Source organism: Dietzia aurantiaca (assembly GCF_021033825.1).
GTDB lineage: Bacteria > Actinomycetota > Actinomycetes > Mycobacteriales > Mycobacteriaceae > Dietzia > Dietzia aurantiaca.
The window spans coordinates 98,332-113,994 of sequence record NZ_JAIFXZ010000003.1 but is presented as its reverse complement, the minus strand read 5'-3'; the positions used below and the strand labels follow the sequence as shown (position 1 = coordinate 113,994).

The window sequence follows — 15,663 nt, the reverse complement described above, 5'->3', positions numbered from 1 at the left end:
GATGAACCCTTTCTTGCGAGGGAATGAGCCGAGGCGGCTCGAGGGGAGGGGATGCGCCTCGCTCTTTCTGAGTTGGCGCTGAGAAGAGTATGCAGGGCCGGTCACGCAAGCGCAAGCCTTTGGAAAACTTTCTGTAACGAACGTCACTCTGCGGGAGATGTGTACGCGTGTGTAGACCTCGTGCAGGTGAGACAGCACGTGGCACAAGAGATTTCCGCATGGAAGCGGACGTCGCCGCGGCCATCTAGTGGGACATGGGTCCGATTAGTAGTCGGGCGAACGTACGACTTGCGGGATATTTCAGGTAAGGCTTCCTTACTTTGTGGTAGCCCCACAATTCGCCTCGCTGGTGAGGTCCCGTCCACTCGGCCGCGTTCACGGTTGCGCCGCTACATGCGGTCGGTACCGTGGCCGCCACCGGCGCCTCGAAGGCGCTGCAGCACCGCCGACGAGGAGGCCCTTCGATGACTCCACGCACCACGACCACAGCACGACGAGTCCGCCGCAGTTCAACGTTTGTCGCACTCTCCGCGGCCGCTCTTCTGGCAGCGTCCTGCGGGACCGGAGAGGACTCGCCGGCCGCCCAGGGCGAGGTCACGCCGCAGAGCGACACCTCCACTGAGGTCGCCGACTCCGACGAGGGTGAGCAGTTCGCCGTCGCTGACCTGGTCACTCCGGAGGGCGAGCCGCGCGGCACTGTCGAGTTCGCCGAGGTGGACGGGGGCACCATGGTCACCGCCAAGGCGATGGACCTGCCGCCCGGCTTCCACGGCCTGCACATCCATACCACCGGATTGTGTGAACCCGACAGCGAGAACCCCAGTGACCCCGGCGAGCGCGGAGCATTCCTGTCCGCAGGGGGCCACCTGAAGGGCGACGACGACGAGGCCGTCCACCCGAATCACGCCGGCGATCTGCCGCCCCTCTACGTGGCCGACGACGGAACCGGTGAGATCGTCACGTTCACCGATCGACTGGACCGCGACCAGCTTCTCGACGACGACGGATCGGCCGTGATGATCCACGAGAAGTCAGACAATCTGGCCAACATCCCGGAGCGCTACGCGCCCGACGGGCCGGACGAGGATACGCACATGGCCGGCGACGGCGGCAGCCGCATCGCGTGCGGTGTCGTCGCCGAGAACGGCTGACGCCGACCACATTCGGTAGTACATTCGCAGACGGACGGCGCTCGTGATTGTGCCGCGCGCCGGCCGTCAGCATTTGGTCACTTCTGCCGCGGGATGCGGCCCATGACGTAGAACTCCGGGTTCGGACGCATCTCCGAGGCGTTGGCCAGACGGTTGCTGAGTCCGAACAAGCCCGTGATGGCGGCGATGTCCCAGGCGTCCTCAGAGTCGAGGCCGTGCTCGTAGAGCGCGTCGTAGTCGGCATCGCACAACTCGTCCGAGCGCAGATTGACCTTCGTGGCGAAGTCGCAGATCGCGCGCTCACGCGGGGACAAAACCGCCTTGTGGTAGCTCACGGCCAACTGGTCTGAGATGTACGGGTCCTTCTTGACGATCCGCAGGATGGCGCCGTGCGCGACCACGCAGAACTGGCAGTTGTTCTGCCCGGAGACGGTCACGACGATCATCTCCTTGTCCGCCTTGGACATGTTCGAGCCCTCACGCTCCATCAGCGCGTCGTGATAGGCGAAAAACGCCCGCGACTCCGCCGGGCGTCGGCCGAACATCAGGAACACCTCGGGGATGAACCCGGCCTTCTCCTGTTCGGCGAGGATGCGCTCGCGCAGATCCTCGGGCAGGTCGTCGAGCTCGGCGAGGGGATAACGATCGGACATGCGGGGCTCCGGAGGTTTCAGGGCGCCGGACTCGGCACCGACGTAATGGCGCCCAGGCGAGTGAGCGTGCTCACAGGGTAGGGCTGCTCGTCGTCGTCCCGGATCGGGATCGACCCACGTCCCCCCGACCGGTTGTGAGGGGCGGTGGCCGCGCCTACGTTGACGCCAAGCGCCGAACCAACGAGCCGAGGAGGCGGACATGGCCAAGTGCGATACGTGCGGAAACGACTACGACAAGGCCTTCACCCTCACCCAGGGCGACAGGTCGGGAACGTTCGACAGCTTCGAGTGCGCGGCCCACGCGATGGCGCCGACCTGCTCGCACTGCAGTTGCCGGATCCTGGGCCACGGTGTGGAGGTCGACGGCACCGTCTACTGTTGCGCGCACTGCGCCGAGCACTCCGGAGTCGCGGACCGGGCCTAGATGCCGGCCTCGGGCGTCAGGAGCGGGCGAGATCGCCCCACACGTGCACGTGGTCGATCTCGACCCAGGCGTCCACGCGCGGATCCTCCCGGTTGAAGTAGTCCTGGCCGGTGTAGTGCTGCGCGAGCGAGTCGATTCCCTCCAGGTTCGGGTCGTCGACGATCTCCACCACGCGGCCCTGGATGCTCACGTGGGTCGTCCAGTTGCCGGCCTCCATGACCGACAGCGCCACCCGCGGGTCCCGCTGGATGTGCTGCAGCCGGACGCGGCTCTTGTCGAGGTTGAGCAGGATCCGGTCTCCCACCAGCCGGTACCAGGTGGGGACGGTGACCGGCGAGCCGTCCTTGCGGATCGTCGCCATCACGGCCGGGTTGGGCTTGAGGAGCAGTTCGCGGACATCGTCGGCGAGGGGTGTGGCGGGCATGGTGACTCCTATCGGGTTACCGGTGACCAGCGTGACGCTGGCCCTGCCGTCTCCAGTGTGCCGCTCAGAAGCCGGGCGGGGCTACTGGACCGAAGGTGTCCGTCATGATCGAGCCCATCCGCTGGGCTCGCTCTTCCCAGACCCACGATGCCGCCTGCGCCGCGAGGTCCGGACGCGCCAGCATTCCAATGAGCACGGCGATCCCAACGACGCGCTTCCACCGGCGGGGAATCAACCGCCGGAACATCCGCAACCCATCGACCCGGTCCACGCGGCGCAGCATCGCAGACGGGTCGGACATGGAACCGACCCGCGGCGCGCGCCCGTATCGGAAAAGCCGATCGTCGCGCCTGGTGTCTGGACGAATCTGTTGGCGACTTCGACTGGTCAGGACGGTCGGCCGACCTGTGCGAGAGGCGGAGTAGCGTCACGACCATGACCACTCGCACGGAGCGGCTCGACGGCCTGCCGTTCACCCGCAAGCATCGCAGGCTGCTGCTCGGCTCGGGCCTCGGCTGGGCCCTGGACGCCATGGACGTCGGACTCATCTCCTTCGTCATGGCGGCGCTGGCCGTCCACTGGTCGCTCACTCCCACCGAGCTGTCGTGGATCGGCTCGATCGGGTTCGTCGGCATGGCTCTGGGCGCCGCGTTCGGCGGGCTGCTCGCCGACAGGATCGGCCGCCGTCAGGTCTTCGCCGCCACACTGCTGGTCTACGGCATCGCCACCGGCGCCGCGGCGCTGTCGACGGGCATCGCGATGCTCATCGTGCTGCGCTTCATCGTAGGCCTCGGACTGGGCGCCGAATTGCCGGTCGCGTCCACGCTGGTCAGCGAGTTCGCGCCCCGCAAGATCCGCGGCCGCGTGGTGGTCATCCTTGAGGGCTTCTGGGCCGTCGGTTGGATCATGGCCGCCGTGATCGGCTACTTCGTGGTGCCGGCCAGCGACGCCGGCTGGCGCTGGGCCCTGGCCATCGGCCTCGTCCCCGCCGCCTACGCGCTGGTCGTGCGGTTCGGGCTGCCCGAGTCGGTGCGCTACCTCGAGTCGAAGGGCCGTCACGCCGAGGCCGAGGGCGTGGTCCGCGAATTCGAGGAGGCAGCCGGGGTCGAGTCCGCAGCCCCGGCCGACCGGGAGCGTGCTTCTGGATCGGTCGCCGAGGAGCCACTCGAGTCGATCTGGTCCCCGCGCCTGCGCCGCCGTACCGGCGCACTGTGGATCGTGTGGTTCGGGATCAACTTCTCCTACTACGGCGCGTTCATCTGGCTGCCGAGCCTGCTCGTGGCCCAGGGCTTCGACCTGGTCAAATCCTTCGGCTACACGCTCATCATCACGCTGGCCCAGCTGCCCGGCTACGCGGTCGCGGCCTGGCTCATCGAGGTGTGGGGCCGACGCATCACGCTCGCGGTCTTCCTCGCCGGCTCCGCCGTTGCGGCCGGTCTGTTCGGCCTCGCCGACTCCCCGGCCACGATCATTGCCGCGGGTATGGCGCTCTCGTTCTTCAACCTCGGCGCGTGGGGCGCGCTGTACGCGATCGGCCCGGAGCTCTACCCCACTCAGGCCCGCGGCGCGGGCACCGGCGCAGCCGCGGCATTCGGGCGGATCGCCTCCATCATCGCGCCACTGCTCGTGCCGTTCCTGCTCGATGCGGGCGACACGGTGCTGGTCTTCGCGGTGTTCGCGGCGGCCTTCGTCGTCGCCGCCCTGGCGGCCTTCACCCTCCCCGAGCGCAAGGGCGTCGCACTCGAGGACACCTGAGACCCCCTCTGACTTGGGGTGCCCTGCTCGCCCCCTCCAGGGCACCCCAGGTCAGAGGCCTGAACGAGGATGTCAGCCCCGGCCCTCGCGCCCGTCGCCCAGCTCGCGGATCCGGTCGTTCGCCGCGCGCAGCCGGTCCTCGCGCGCCTTCTGGTCGGCCTTCTTGAGCTTCTCGTAGGTGGCTTCGTCGTCGTCGTTGTAGCGCAGGATCAGGCGCGGGATGCCGAGCGTCAGCGCCAGCGACGGCCACACGATCCACGCGAAGTTCCAGCCCACCACGAACTGCAGGATGAGGAATGCCACCAGCGTCACGCCCACCACGACGCCGTCCAGCGCCTCGATGGTCTTGCCGCGCTTACGCAGCTCCGCCAGCTCGGCGTCGACGTCCCGGTGCGCCGGCACCTGGGTGGAAGAAGCGCCCGACGACGACGCCACCACCCCGCCCGCGCCCACCTGATCGCCGACCGTGGCCGACCGGACAATCATACCGTCGACCGAGGTCAGGGGCATCCCGCCGGGCAGATCGCTGAATGTCCCGCGGAGCTGGCGCAGAGTGCGGGCCGCGGCCACGTCGCCCGACCGGGCGTGGAACTCCGAGTCGTCCAGGCGGCCCGCCGCATAGTGGTCGCCGAGCGCCGTCAACGCGTGCAGGCGCTCGGCGTCGGAGAGCAGCAGGTCGGGTGCGGGAACCGGCTCCGGGCCGGTGGGGTCGGGGCTGCTGGGCTCGGTCATGACTGGAGCTCCTCGGTCGGGGCGGTGGATTCCCAGCGTAGCCGCGCCCACAGCCCTCACCCCGGTGCGCGACTGTCACGTTTCGGGGCGCTCGTGCGTCGAAGGGATATGAGTACACACGAGAGCAGCCCGCAAGGCGGGATGAAGCGCAAGAAGATCAGCGCGGGTGCGATGGCGCCCATGGTGGCGATGGAGGCCTACACGAGGGCCCGCGTCTCGCGGGCGGACAGTCACCTCATCAGGCTCCGGGTCTCGGCGGTCAATGGCTGCCGCTACTGCACGGCCATGCACCGCCGCGACGCCCGCAAGGACGGCTGGGACGACGCGCGGATCCTCGCGGCCGAACTCACGAGCTCCCGCGCGGACGACCTGGCCGAGGACCAGCGGGTGGTGGCACGGTTCGCCGACGCCGTCACCTACATCGACGGCGAGGAATCCGTCCCGGACGAGCTCTGGGCCGAGGTCGTCCGGCACCGCGGGGAATCCGGGGCTGGACAGCTGCTCATGGAGATCGTCACCATCAACGCATGGAATCGGATCGCCGTGGCCACGAGGCTGGACCCGCGCTCGCTGAAGGGCGTCGAGGAGCGCGACATCGATCCCGTGCGCCCGAGCTGACCGCGCTGCCCGACCAAGCCGCGTTCGACCGCGTGCGGGGCCGGCTGCTCGGGATCGGGTATCGCCTCACCGGCACGTGGGCGGACGCGGAGGAGGCCGCCGACGAGGCCCTGGCCCGGCTGGTCGCGCTGGGCTCCGGGGATATGCCGGGCGGTGGGGCCCCGGACAACGCCGAGGCCTGGCTGACCACCGTCACCACGCGACTGTGCCTGGACCGGCTGCGCCGTCGTCAGCGTGAGGCCTACACGGGCGCGTGGCTGCCGGAGCCCGTCGACACCGGGCTGCTGCCCGAGGACGCGGTCGAGCGCCGGGACGATCTGCGGATCGCGGTCCTGTTGGCCTACGAGCAACTGGTGCCCACCGAGCGGGCGGCGTTCGTCCTGCGGGAGGCCTACGAGCTGCCGTACTCCGAGATCGCGGAGATCCTCGAGACCGCCGTGCCGACTGTCCGCCAGTGGGTGAGCCGGGCCCGGCACCGGCTCGACACCGACCTCCGTCCGCCCGAGCGGGCCTCGGACGAGCTCATCGGCCAGCTGGTCGATGCCGTCATGTCAGGAGACCTGACCGCGACCATCGCCGCGCTCACCGCTGACGCCCGTGTGGTCTCGGACAGCGACGGCAAGGTCAATGCCGCCCGCCGCGACATCGTGGGCGCGCGCAAGACCGCATACTTCCTGGTCAAGGCCGCCGAGCTCGCCGACGGCATGATCGCGCCCGTCGACGTCAACGGGGAGACGGCGCTGGTCGTGTTCTCGCGGGGCGTCCTGCGGATCGGTCAGGTCGGTGCGACGGACGGCCGGGTCACGCGGGTCTGGTTCCACGCCAACCCGGACAAGCTCACCCGCGTGGAGCTGCCGGAGGGGTTCCGTCCGGCCGACTGAACCGGTCCGGAGAAGTCGGGCGCCCCGGACCGATTCCGAGCAGAGTCGACGGCGAAGGGAGTCACACGTGATCGAGATCCTCAACCGCCTCGTCGACGAGATCGAGGACAACCTGGCCGGCGAACTCGACGTGGAGGCGATCGCCACCGCGTCCGGGACCACTGGCTATCACCTGCGCCGCATGTTCTCGTCCCTGGCGGGGATGCCCGTCTCCGAGTATCTGCGCAGACGCCGGATGACCGTCGCAACGGCGGACGTGATGGGCGAGGAGGATCTGCTCACTATCGCGGTCCGCTACGGCTACGGCTCGATAGAGGCGTTCGGCCGGGCGTTCCGCGCCGTCCACGGCGTCAGCCACGGTGCGGTCCGCCGGGACGGCGGCCCCCTTCGCAGCCAACCCGTACTCAGGTTCCGCCTGACCGTTGAAGGGAGCATCCCCATGGACGCCCGCATCATCGACCACCACGCCTTCCGCCTGATCGGCCATGCCGCCCGCGTGCCACTCATTCACGAGGGCGTGAACCCGCACATCCGCGCACACGTCGAGTCGATCCCGCCCGCAGAACACGCTCGACTCAAAGAACTCGCCGACACCGAACCCGGCGGCATCCTGCAGGTCAGTGCCGACGTCGATCCCGACTACACGGAAGGAGCCGAACTCACGTATCTGCACGGCGTCGCCGTCGTCGTCGACACCCCGATCCCCACCGACCTCGACTCCATCGACGTGCCTGAGGGCACCTGGGCGGTATTCCGCTCCTCAGGCGAGCACCCCGCCGCGCTGCAGCGGATGTGGGCGGCCACCGCCACGGAGTGGTTCCCGTCCAATCCGTGGCGCCTGCGGCCCGGGCCGTCGATCCTCACCGTGCTCGAGCATGCCGACGACTTCAGCACGGCCACGTGCGAACTGTGGTTGCCGGTCGAACGTGAACAGCGGTGAGCGGGCCCTACTCGGTCGGCGGGTCGGGTCGCGTCACCGCCACCCACATCGCCATCTCGTTCCCGCCGGGCTCGCGGAAGTGAAAGCGCCGGCCGCCGGGAAAATCGAACGGGCCGAACGTCACCACGCCGCCTGCGGCCTCGACCTGCTCGCGGGCCTCGTCGAGGTCGCTCACCCGGATCACCATGAGCGGCGCCGGAGACTGTTCGTGGGCGTCGCCCTGCACCCCCACGTCGATCCCGCCGCCGACCAGATTGCTGTACGACGGCCCGTACACGGTGGGCGTCCACCCGCACACCTTCTCCAGGAAGTCGGAGGTGGCGGACATGGACGTGCTGGGGAACTCGACCAGGGTGATCTCGAGTGGCTTACGGCTCATAACCTCGAAAATACGCTGAGCCGGGTCGGGACTCGCTCGAATCCGAAAAGGGAACAAGGAAGGCCCACGGCCACTTACGGAGTGAGGATCCGGGTCAGGGCCGGTCTGACGGCAGCAACTCCCGCACCCGCGGCACCACCTCGTCGGCGAAGATCGCGAGTTGACGGTCGTGGTCGTCGTCGGGCCAATAGGCGAAGCCGTTCATGCCCTGCTCGGACACCAACCCGGCGATCTGATCCGCCCACTGCGCGGCCGAACCCGCGAACGGCGTCCCGGACTCGGCGCCGATCATGCCGTTGAGGTTGTACACCTTCCGGATTCGCGAAGGATCCCGGCCGGCCTCCCGTGCCGCCTCGTCCAGGCGGGCCACCACCGCCGGAAGCTCGTCCACCGGCAGGAATCCCAGCGAGGGCATCCAGCCGCGGGCCTTCGCCCCGGTCAGCCGCAGCATCCGCGGCCCGTAGGCGCCCGTCCAGATCCCGAGATCCCCACTCGGTGGCGGGCCGGGTTTGCTGCCGTCGAGGCGGTAGTACTCGCCCGGTACCTTCACCGAGCGTTGGCCGGACCACATCGCGTGGATCACGTCGACCGCCTCCGTCAACGCATCCGCCGCCTCCCTGGGCGAACGCTCGGGCCCGCCCATCGCGGCGATCGCCGTCCAGAACGCGCCTGCACCGAGTCCCAGCTGCACGCGCCCGCCGGTGAGCTTGTCGAGACTCGACGCGGATTTGGCCAGCATCGCCGGCGGCCGCAGTGGCAGGCACGCCACGGTCGGCACCACGGTGAGGCGCTCGGTCCGGGCCGCGATGAACGTCAGCAGCGTCCACGTGTCGTGGAACCGCTGCTGGTACGGGTGATCCTGAATGGTGACGAAGTCGAACCCGGCGTTCTCGGCGTCCAGCGCCCGGCCCACCGGATCGGCGCCCTCGGTCCACAGCGGGTCGATGTTCGCGCCGAACAGGATCGGCAACGGCTCGTCGGGAAGGTCTGTCGGCGACGGTGTCTGCATAGGGCCGAACCTACGGGTGCCGTCGGTGGGGCGGCTGCGATTCGCGCGTCCCGCTCACCGCCTGGGCCGGCCGCCTGATGGGCAGGGCCCCTGACCTGCGGTGCCCTGCTCATCCCGTTCAGGGCACCGCAGGTCAGCGGGTTCCGCGGCCGGTCTCCCAGCGGGAGAGCAGATCCGCGGCGGCCGCGCGCGGGTCCGGGGCGGCCATGATGGCCGAGACCACGCACACCCCGTCCAGCGCGGTGGTCGCGAGATCTGCGACGTTGGCCGGCCCCACCCCGCCGATGCCCACCGACCGCACCCCGGCGTCCGCGGCCACCCGCGCGATCCGGTCCGCGCCCTGCACGCCCAGCGCAGGGGCGGTGTCGGTCTTGGTGGCGGTCGACCACACCGGGCTCACCCCGATCACGTCCGGGGCCACCGACGGATCGGCGAGCGACTCGACCAACTGCACATCCGATTCGATCGACAAGCCCAGCATCAGCTCGCCCGGCAGCGCCGCCCGGGCCCGCGCCAACGGCTCGTCCCGCTGACCGATGTGCAGGTGCAGGCCCAGCTCGCGCGCCACCTCGAGCCGATCGTTGACGAACACCGGAACGTGGCGACCCACCTCGGACGCGGCGCGATCCGCCGCCGCGGCGATGGCGGCGGCGTGGGCGGCGAACTCGTCGTCGTCACACTCCTTATCTCGCACCTGGACCACGCCCACCCCGCCCAGCACCGCGTCGGCGACGATCTGTGGCACCGCGTCCCGCCCGCCGCCCAGATGCGGATCGGTGACCAGGTACAGGCGCCAGTCGGTCGCCTCGGCGGCGCGGCGGCGCGCGGCCGGCGGGCTCACTCGGCATCGGCGATCGTCAGCACCGCGAGCTCGGCGATCTGCTCCGGCTCCAGCGAGTACAACGCGTCCAGCCACGCCATCGCGAACGAGCCCGGCCCCATCGCCACAGTGCCCGCGGCCGTGCCCGCCGCGCCGATGTGGGCGTGGGCGGCCACCACGGCGTCGTGATCGGAGATGTCCGCCGAGCGCGCGACCGCGAGATAGCCGGCCGTCAACGCGCCCAGCGCGCAGCCGGTGCCGATGACCTTCTGCAGCAGCGGATGGCCGGAGTCGATCCACGTCGCCCGGGTGGGCCCGTCGGTCTGGGTGATGACGAGATCCCTGTCGCCCGAGATCGCGACAGTGCCGCCCGTGCGGGCGGACAACTCGAGCGCCGGCAGCAGCGCGCTGGAGACGGTGGCGGTGGAATCCACGCCGCGGCCGCCCGCGCCCGCCCCGGCCAGCGCCACGATCTCCGAGGCGTTGGCCCGGATGGCCGCGGGGGAGTGGTCGAGCCAGCCGGTGGCCAGGTCCGTGCGCAGCGTCAGGCCGCCCACCGCGACCGGGTCCAGCACCCACGGCGTGGAGTGCTCGCGCGCCGACGCGATGGCCGCGTGCATGCCCTTGATCTGCTCGCTCGTCGGGTTGCCGACGTTGACGAGCACGCCCGAGGCGATCGACGCGAAGTCGCCGGCCTCGGCCGGGTGGTCGACCATGGCCGGAGCCGCACCCGCCGCGAGCAGCACGTCGGCCGTGATCTCGCGGACCACCGAGTTGGTCAGGCAGTGCACCAGCGGACTCGACTCCCGCAGCAGCGTCACCAGACGGGCGACCGTGGCGGCGGGATCGGCGGGGCTCTGCTCGGTTGCATCAGGCATGCCCCCAGTGTGCCGTGCGGCACCACCGCTCCCCGGAATAGCCGGCCGAGGGGGCGGGTTGCACGGGGTATGCCCGCCTCTGACTTCCGCGCCCTGCCCCTGTCCGTCATCGACTTCGCGTCCGTCCGCCCCGGGCAGACCGTCGGGGAGGGGCTGCAGGACTCGGTCGCGCTGGCGCAGAAGGCGGAGGAGCTCGGCTACGAGCGGGTCTGGTACTCCGAGCACCACAACATGCCGTCGATCGCCTCCTCCGCGCCGGCGGTGCTCATGGCGCACATCGCCGCGCGGACCTCGATCATCCGACTGGGCTCCGGCGGCGTGATGCTGCCCAACCACTCGCCGATCGTGATCGCCGAGCAGTTCGGCACCCTCGCCGAGCTGCACCCGGGCCGCATCGACCTGGGCCTGGGCCGCGCGCCCGGCACCGATCCGCAGACCCTGCGCGCACTGCGCCGGGAGCCGTCCGCCGCCGAGACCTTCCCCGACGACGTGCGCGAACTGCAGGCCTTCCTCGGCGACTCGCCCAGCGACATGGCCCGCACGCGCGGGATCGTGGCGGTGCCCGGCCGCGGCACCAAGGTGCCCCTCTACATCCTCGGGTCCTCGCTGTTCGGCGCCCAGCTCGCCGCGGCGTACGGGCTGCCGTACGCCTTCGCCTCGCACTTCGCGCCGGACGCCCTGGAACAGGCGTCCGCGGTCTACCGTGAGCGGTTCCAGCCCAGCGAGCAGCTGTCGGAGCCGTACATGATCGCCGCGGTCAATGTAGTTGCCGACGACGACGCCGCGCGGGCCGAGCAGGAGCTGTACTGGTACCGCCGCCAGCGGGTCAAGCTCATGGCCGGGCGGGGTCGCAACTTCACCGACGAGGAACTCGACATGGTCATGGAGTCGGCCGGCGGCCGCCAGATCCTCCACATGATCAGCTACACCGCGTGCGGCGACGGCGCGACTGTGCGCGATTACCTCACCGAGTTCGCGCACCGCGCGGGCGCCGACGAGTTGATGATCGCCCCGATCGGCTCGTCGCCCGAGCGTGCGCACGGCTCGCTCGAGGTGCTGCGGCGGGCCTGGAGTGACTGAAGTGGCCCGCCCGCGTGAGGGTCGTCACGAACGGCCCCACCCAGAGGCCATAGCAGTAGCCGTGGACTCCGGGGAGGCTTAGGCTCAGGTCATGGCGATCTCCGAAGTAGGTGAGTACGCCCACCTCGATCAGGCACAGATCGAGGAGTTGGGACGGGAGCTCGACGCGATCCGCGCCGAGGTCCTGGAATCCCGCGGGGATCGCGACTACCGGTACATCCACAGCATCATCCGGTTGCAGCGCGGGCTGGAGATCTCCTCGCGCGCGCTGCTGTACTTCGGGGCCCGGAATCGGACCGTGTGGGCGCTGGGCACCGGCGTGCTGGCGGTGGCCAAGATCCTCGAGAACATGGAACTCGGCCACAACATCATGCACGGCCAGTGGGACTGGATGAACGACCCCGAGATCCACTCGACCACCTGGGAATGGGACCTCGTCGGCAACGCGGCCGACTGGAAGCACACCCACAACCACCTGCACCACAAGTTCACCAACATCATCGGGATGGACGACGACGTGGGATACGGCGTCCTCCGCGTCACCCGCGACGTGCCGTGGAAGCCGCGGTACTCCGCGAACGTGCTGGTCAACACCCTTCTCATGGCGGGCTTCGAATGGGGCATAGGGCTGCAGGCGGTGAGTCTGAGCGCCGCGTTGCCGGGCTCGACCGAAGCCCCGGAGGAGCGGCGCCGCGCCCGCCGCTTCATCGTGAAGGCCGGCAAGCAGATCCTCAAGGACTACATCCTCTTTCCCGTCCTCGCCGGGCCGGGCGGCCGCCAGGCCCTCACCGCGGCGGTCACCGCCAACATCATTCGCAACATCTGGACCAACGCGGTGATCTTCTGCGGGCACTTCCCGGACGGTGCCGAGAAGTTCACCTTGACAGATGTAGAGACCGAGACCCGGGCGGAGTGGTACCTGCGCCAGATGCTCGGCAGCGCCAACCTCGACGGCGGCCCGGTCATGAACCTCATGTCGGGCAACCTGTCGTTCCAGATCGAACACCACATGTTCCCCGACCTGCCGTCCAACCGGTACTCGGAGATCTCGCTCAAGGTCCGCGACCTGTGCGAGCGCTACGACCTGCCGTACGTGACCGGCCCGCTGTGGAAGCAGTACCTGCAGGCGTGGCGGACCATCGCGCGACTGTCCCTGCCGGACCGCTACCTGCGCCGCACCGCCGACGACGCCCCGGAAACCCGCAGCGAGAAGATGTTCGCCCCGGGGCCGCCCATGCCGGGCCTGGCCACGGCGCTCGCCGGTCTGCGTAAACGACGGGCCCGAGCGGCGCGCTGAGTCGGCACTGGCAGACTGGGCCGCATGTCGCTGACGAGCATGTTGGAGGCCGCCGCTCACGGCGGGACGATCGAGGTCGAGTCCGGTTGGACCCAGGGCCGGGCCATCTTCGGGGGTCTCACGGGGGCGCTGCTGCTGGCGGCGATGAAGGGCCGGATCGCCGAGCTGTCCGCCACCACCGGTAAGCCCGACACCGTGCCGCCGCTGCGATCGATCACCGTGTCCTTCGTCGGCCCCGCCACGCCCGGCCCGGTCGACTTGGCGGCCGAGGTCCTGCGCGTCGGCTCGAACGTGACCCAGTGCCAGGCCACGCTGCGCCAGTCCGGCGAGGTGGTGGCCACCGCGCTGGCGGCGTTCGGCAAGCACCGCGAGTCGGCGCTGTCGGTCGCACCGACGCATGGGGCCCCGACGCTGCCCGAGCCCTCGTCGATCGAGGCGTTCCCCTACATCGAGAAGCTCACGCCCGAGTTCTACCAGTTTGTCGAGCTACGCCAGGTCGGCGGCCAGATGCCGTTCAGCGGCTCGGACAGTCATGACATCTCCGGTTGGACCGGTCTGCGCGAGAAGCCGCAGCACCTCGCCGAGGAGCATCTGGTACTGCTCGCCGACGCCTGGCCGCCGGCGCCCCTGCAGATGCTCGACGGCTTCGCGCCCGGCAGCAGTCTCACCTGGACCCTCGAGCTGATCGCCGAGATCGGCCCGCAGTCCGTCCCCGGCACCACCGATTTCGCCTACCGCGCCACGACCGACTCGGCCCGCGACGGTTACGCGCACACGCACGCGATGCTCTGGTTGCCCGGCGGCGAGCTCGCCGCGATCAGCCGTCAGTCCATCACGATCTTCGGCTGACGGCCGCGGTAGCCGCGGACCACACGCGATCCGCAGGCTCAGCCCGCCGCGCGCGTGGAGCGACGACGTCCGCTGCCTGAACCGCCGCCGGCGCCACCGCGGCCCTGGCCCGAGGCCTGGCCGACGGACTGCTGCGCGCCGGAACCCTGACGGCCCGAGCCCTGACGTGCCGATCCCTGGCCGCCGCCGTTCTGGGGACGACGAGGACGACGACGAGCGCCACCCGTACCGCCCGGCCCGCCTGAATTCTGATCGCGGCCCTGGCCGCGCTCCCCGCCCTGCTGCTGCCGGTTCTGGCCACGGCTGCGCCGGGCCTGGTTCCGGCGGGACGGCGGCTCGGCCGCGCTGTCGGCACCACCGGCGCCACCCGGCACGTGCGGGGGCGGCTCGGGAGCGTCGGCGAGCGCGACGCCGGCGTCGTCACCCTCGGGTAGGACGATCTCCCCGGCGGTCACACCGGCAGCGCGCAGCAGGCCGCGCACCTCGCCGACCTGGTCCTGGGTCGCCACGGTCACGACGGTGCCCACGGCGCCGGCGCGGGCCGTGCGGCCCGAGCGGTGGACGTACGCCTTGTGCTCGGCCGGCGGATCGGAGTGGACGACCAGCCCCACGTCGTCGACGTGGATGCCGCGCGCGGCGATGTCGGTGGCCACGAGCACGGTCGCCTCACCGGAGGAGAAGGCGTCGAGGTTACGCACGCGGGCGTTCTGCGAGAGGTTGCCGTGCAGGTCCACGCTCGCCACGCCGCGGCCGGTGAGCTGCTTGGCCAGCCGCCGGGCGCCGTGCTTGGTGCGGGTGAACATGACGGTCCGCTCGTGGGCGCCGGCCAGGTCGGCCAGGGCACGGACACGGTCGTCTGAGGTCACGCGCAGCACGTAGTGGGAGGTCGGCCCGGGGGTGGCGGAGCCGTCGTCGACGGAATGGTCGACCGGGTCCACCAGGAACCGGTCGACGAGCTTGCTCACGCCCTCGTCGAGGGTCGCGGAGAACAGCAGCCGCTGGGCACCCTTCGGGGTGGCCGACAGGATGCGGGTGACGCCCGGCAGGAAGCCGAGGTCGGCCATGTGGTCGGCCTCGTCGAGGACGGTGACCTCGGTCGACGCCAGGCTGCAGTGCTTCTGCCCCATGAGATCCTCGAGCCGGCCGGGGCAGGCCACGACGATGTCCACGCCGCGGTTGAGCGCATCGACCTGACGGCCCTGCGAGACGCCGCCGAAGATCACGGTCGTGCGCATGCCCATCGCGGCGGCCAGCGGGGCGAGCGTCTCGTCGATCTGGCGGGCCAGCTCGCGGGTGGGCGCGAGGATCAGCCCGCGCGGGGCGCCCTTCTTGCGCTTACCGCCGGAGGCGGCCAGGCGGGCCACCAGTGGGATGCAGAACGCGTAGGTCTTGCCGGAGCCGGTGCGGCCGCGGCCCAGCACGTCCCGCCCGGCTAGTGCGTCGGGGAGCGTGGCGTCCTGGATGGGCGTAGGGGTGACGATGCCGGCGCCGCCGAGGACGTCGAGCAGGGGGGAGGGAACGCCGAGATCGGCGAAAGAACGTGACAAGGAGAAAGCTCCGTACATAGATGGGGGCGTCTTGCCCGGCGCGCTCGCGGATGTCGCACCGCCGTATCGACGGATGCGCCCGGTGCGCGACCACGGGAGGTCGACCAGCCGCTCGGTCCGAGGCAAGCGTGGTGCGGACCGACTGCCCACACCCTACTCGTCGCGCGCCCCCGCTTCCCACATGTGTGACGGAGAGCATCACGAGACCGTCGCCTCGCGTGCCGCG

The 15,663-nt window shown here is 70.3% G+C and carries 18 protein-coding genes; 9 read left to right on the top strand and 9 right to left on the bottom strand.

Annotated features, from left to right (window positions below; genetic code table 11):
- Positions 1–464: 464 nt before the first annotated feature.
- Positions 465–1,151: a superoxide dismutase family protein gene (locus tag K3888_RS05330; RefSeq protein ID WP_230929210.1), complete on the top strand. Its 687-nt coding sequence runs from the start codon at positions 465–467 to the stop codon at positions 1,149–1,151.
- 77 nt (positions 1,152–1,228) lie between these two features.
- Here K3888_RS05330 and K3888_RS05325 read toward each other — a convergent pair whose 3' ends face one another.
- Positions 1,229–1,804, bottom strand: coding sequence for a peroxidase-related enzyme (locus K3888_RS05325; RefSeq protein WP_230929209.1), 576 nt, complete (start codon positions 1,802–1,804; stop codon positions 1,229–1,231).
- Between the two features lie 199 nt (positions 1,805–2,003).
- Between K3888_RS05325 and K3888_RS05320 the strand changes: the two genes are divergently transcribed.
- Positions 2,004–2,228, top strand: a complete 225-nt coding sequence (locus K3888_RS05320) for a metallothionein (RefSeq protein ID WP_230929208.1) — start codon at positions 2,004–2,006, stop codon at positions 2,226–2,228.
- Positions 2,229–2,244: 16 nt separating this feature from the next.
- Here K3888_RS05320 and K3888_RS05315 read toward each other — a convergent pair whose 3' ends face one another.
- Both K3888_RS05315 and K3888_RS05310 read right to left on the bottom strand, forming a co-directional pair.
- On the bottom strand, positions 2,245–2,652 hold the full coding sequence (locus K3888_RS05315; protein WP_230929207.1) for a PPOX class F420-dependent oxidoreductase: 408 nt from the start codon (positions 2,650–2,652) through the stop codon (positions 2,245–2,247).
- Between the two features lie 64 nt (positions 2,653–2,716).
- Positions 2,717–2,953, bottom strand: a complete 237-nt coding sequence (locus K3888_RS05310; RefSeq protein WP_230929206.1) for a hypothetical protein — start codon at positions 2,951–2,953, stop codon at positions 2,717–2,719.
- Positions 2,954–3,087: 134 nt separating this feature from the next.
- Between K3888_RS05310 and K3888_RS05305 the strand changes: the two genes are divergently transcribed.
- Complete coding sequence (locus K3888_RS05305) at positions 3,088–4,407, top strand: MFS transporter (RefSeq protein WP_230929205.1); 1,320 nt, start codon at positions 3,088–3,090, stop codon at positions 4,405–4,407.
- Between the two features lie 72 nt (positions 4,408–4,479).
- Here the strand turns inward: K3888_RS05305 and K3888_RS05300 are convergent, their stop codons facing one another.
- Positions 4,480–5,139 (bottom strand): DUF1707 SHOCT-like domain-containing protein, encoded by a 660-nt coding sequence (locus K3888_RS05300; protein WP_230929204.1) that lies wholly within the window; start codon positions 5,137–5,139, stop codon positions 4,480–4,482.
- 108 nt (positions 5,140–5,247) lie between these two features.
- On the opposite strand from K3888_RS05300, the gene K3888_RS05295 reads away from it, so the two are divergent.
- The 3 genes from K3888_RS05295 to K3888_RS05285 all read left to right on the top strand — a co-directional run bounded on the left by K3888_RS05295 (position 5,248) and on the right by K3888_RS05285 (position 7,578).
- Positions 5,248–5,757, top strand: a complete 510-nt coding sequence (locus K3888_RS05295; RefSeq protein ID WP_230929203.1) for a carboxymuconolactone decarboxylase family protein — start codon at positions 5,248–5,250, stop codon at positions 5,755–5,757.
- Positions 5,667–6,638 carry a sigma-70 family RNA polymerase sigma factor gene (locus K3888_RS05290; protein WP_230929202.1) on the top strand — a complete coding sequence of 324 codons (972 nt, stop codon included), beginning with the start codon at positions 5,667–5,669 and terminating at the stop codon, positions 6,636–6,638. Before K3888_RS05295 ends, K3888_RS05290 begins: the two co-directional genes overlap by 91 nt.
- A 67-nt stretch (positions 6,639–6,705) precedes the next feature.
- On the top strand, positions 6,706–7,578 hold the full coding sequence (locus K3888_RS05285) for an AraC family transcriptional regulator (RefSeq protein ID WP_230929201.1): 873 nt from the start codon (positions 6,706–6,708) through the stop codon (positions 7,576–7,578).
- Positions 7,579–7,585: 7 nt separating this feature from the next.
- Here K3888_RS05285 and K3888_RS05280 read toward each other — a convergent pair whose 3' ends face one another.
- The 4 genes from K3888_RS05280 to thiM form a co-directional block, all read right to left on the bottom strand.
- On the bottom strand, positions 7,586–7,957 hold the full coding sequence (locus K3888_RS05280; RefSeq protein ID WP_230929200.1) for a VOC family protein: 372 nt from the start codon (positions 7,955–7,957) through the stop codon (positions 7,586–7,588).
- A gap of 94 nt (positions 7,958–8,051) precedes the next feature.
- The gene (locus tag K3888_RS05275; RefSeq protein WP_230929199.1) at positions 8,052–8,966 is read right to left on the bottom strand and encodes an LLM class flavin-dependent oxidoreductase; all 915 of its coding nucleotides are present in this window, start codon (positions 8,964–8,966) and stop codon (positions 8,052–8,054) included.
- A 133-nt stretch (positions 8,967–9,099) separates the two neighbouring features.
- On the bottom strand, positions 9,100–9,807 hold the full coding sequence (gene thiE, locus K3888_RS05270; protein ID WP_230929198.1) for a thiamine phosphate synthase: 708 nt from the start codon (positions 9,805–9,807) through the stop codon (positions 9,100–9,102).
- The gene (thiM, locus tag K3888_RS05265; RefSeq protein ID WP_230929197.1) at positions 9,804–10,664 is read right to left on the bottom strand and encodes a hydroxyethylthiazole kinase; all 861 of its coding nucleotides are present in this window, start codon (positions 10,662–10,664) and stop codon (positions 9,804–9,806) included. The genes thiE and thiM overlap by 4 nt, the downstream gene beginning before the upstream one ends.
- A 69-nt stretch (positions 10,665–10,733) precedes the next feature.
- Here thiM and K3888_RS05260 point away from each other — a divergent pair, with 69 nt between their 5' ends.
- The 3 genes from K3888_RS05260 (at position 10,734) to K3888_RS05250 (ending at position 13,890) form a co-directional block, all read left to right on the top strand.
- The gene (locus tag K3888_RS05260) at positions 10,734–11,744 is read left to right on the top strand and encodes an LLM class flavin-dependent oxidoreductase (RefSeq protein ID WP_230929196.1); all 1,011 of its coding nucleotides are present in this window, start codon (positions 10,734–10,736) and stop codon (positions 11,742–11,744) included.
- Between the two features lie 91 nt (positions 11,745–11,835).
- Positions 11,836–13,041: a fatty acid desaturase family protein gene (locus K3888_RS05255; RefSeq protein ID WP_230929195.1), complete on the top strand. Its 1,206-nt coding sequence runs from the start codon at positions 11,836–11,838 to the stop codon at positions 13,039–13,041.
- A 24-nt stretch (positions 13,042–13,065) separates the two neighbouring features.
- Positions 13,066–13,890: a thioesterase family protein gene (locus K3888_RS05250; protein WP_230929194.1), complete on the top strand. Its 825-nt coding sequence runs from the start codon at positions 13,066–13,068 to the stop codon at positions 13,888–13,890.
- Between the two features lie 38 nt (positions 13,891–13,928).
- Here the strand turns inward: K3888_RS05250 and K3888_RS05245 are convergent, their stop codons facing one another.
- Positions 13,929–15,455, bottom strand: a complete 1,527-nt coding sequence (locus tag K3888_RS05245; protein ID WP_230929193.1) for a DEAD/DEAH box helicase — start codon at positions 15,453–15,455, stop codon at positions 13,929–13,931.
- Positions 15,456–15,663: the final 208 nt, after the last annotated feature.

Excerpts from the sequence above, each read along its gene's own strand:
- K3888_RS05330 (WP_230929210.1), top strand. The coding sequence starts at position 465 with ATGACTCCACGCACCACGACCACAGCACGACGAGTCCGCCGCAGTTCA.
- K3888_RS05325 (WP_230929209.1), bottom strand. The coding sequence starts at position 1,804 with ATGTCCGATCGTTATCCCCTCGCCGAGCTCGACGACCTGCCCGAGGAT.
- K3888_RS05320 (WP_230929208.1), top strand. The coding sequence starts at position 2,004 with ATGGCCAAGTGCGATACGTGCGGAAACGACTACGACAAGGCCTTCACC.
- K3888_RS05315 (WP_230929207.1), bottom strand. The coding sequence starts at position 2,652 with ATGCCCGCCACACCCCTCGCCGACGATGTCCGCGAACTGCTCCTCAAG.
- K3888_RS05310 (WP_230929206.1), bottom strand. The coding sequence starts at position 2,953 with ATGTCCGACCCGTCTGCGATGCTGCGCCGCGTGGACCGGGTCGATGGG.
- K3888_RS05305 (WP_230929205.1), top strand. The coding sequence starts at position 3,088 with ATGACCACTCGCACGGAGCGGCTCGACGGCCTGCCGTTCACCCGCAAG.
- K3888_RS05300 (WP_230929204.1), bottom strand. The coding sequence starts at position 5,139 with ATGACCGAGCCCAGCAGCCCCGACCCCACCGGCCCGGAGCCGGTTCCC.
- K3888_RS05295 (WP_230929203.1), top strand. The coding sequence starts at position 5,248 with ATGAGTACACACGAGAGCAGCCCGCAAGGCGGGATGAAGCGCAAGAAG.
- K3888_RS05290 (WP_230929202.1), top strand. The coding sequence starts at position 5,667 with ATGGAATCGGATCGCCGTGGCCACGAGGCTGGACCCGCGCTCGCTGAA.
- K3888_RS05280 (WP_230929200.1), bottom strand. The coding sequence starts at position 7,957 with ATGAGCCGTAAGCCACTCGAGATCACCCTGGTCGAGTTCCCCAGCACG.
- K3888_RS05275 (WP_230929199.1), bottom strand. The coding sequence starts at position 8,966 with ATGCAGACACCGTCGCCGACAGACCTTCCCGACGAGCCGTTGCCGATC.
- thiM (WP_230929197.1), bottom strand. The coding sequence starts at position 10,664 with ATGCCTGATGCAACCGAGCAGAGCCCCGCCGATCCCGCCGCCACGGTC.
- K3888_RS05260 (WP_230929196.1), top strand. The coding sequence starts at position 10,734 with ATGCCCGCCTCTGACTTCCGCGCCCTGCCCCTGTCCGTCATCGACTTC.
- K3888_RS05255 (WP_230929195.1), top strand. The coding sequence starts at position 11,836 with ATGGCGATCTCCGAAGTAGGTGAGTACGCCCACCTCGATCAGGCACAG.
- K3888_RS05250 (WP_230929194.1), top strand. The coding sequence starts at position 13,066 with ATGTCGCTGACGAGCATGTTGGAGGCCGCCGCTCACGGCGGGACGATC.
- K3888_RS05245 (WP_230929193.1), bottom strand. The coding sequence starts at position 15,455 with ATGTACGGAGCTTTCTCCTTGTCACGTTCTTTCGCCGATCTCGGCGTT.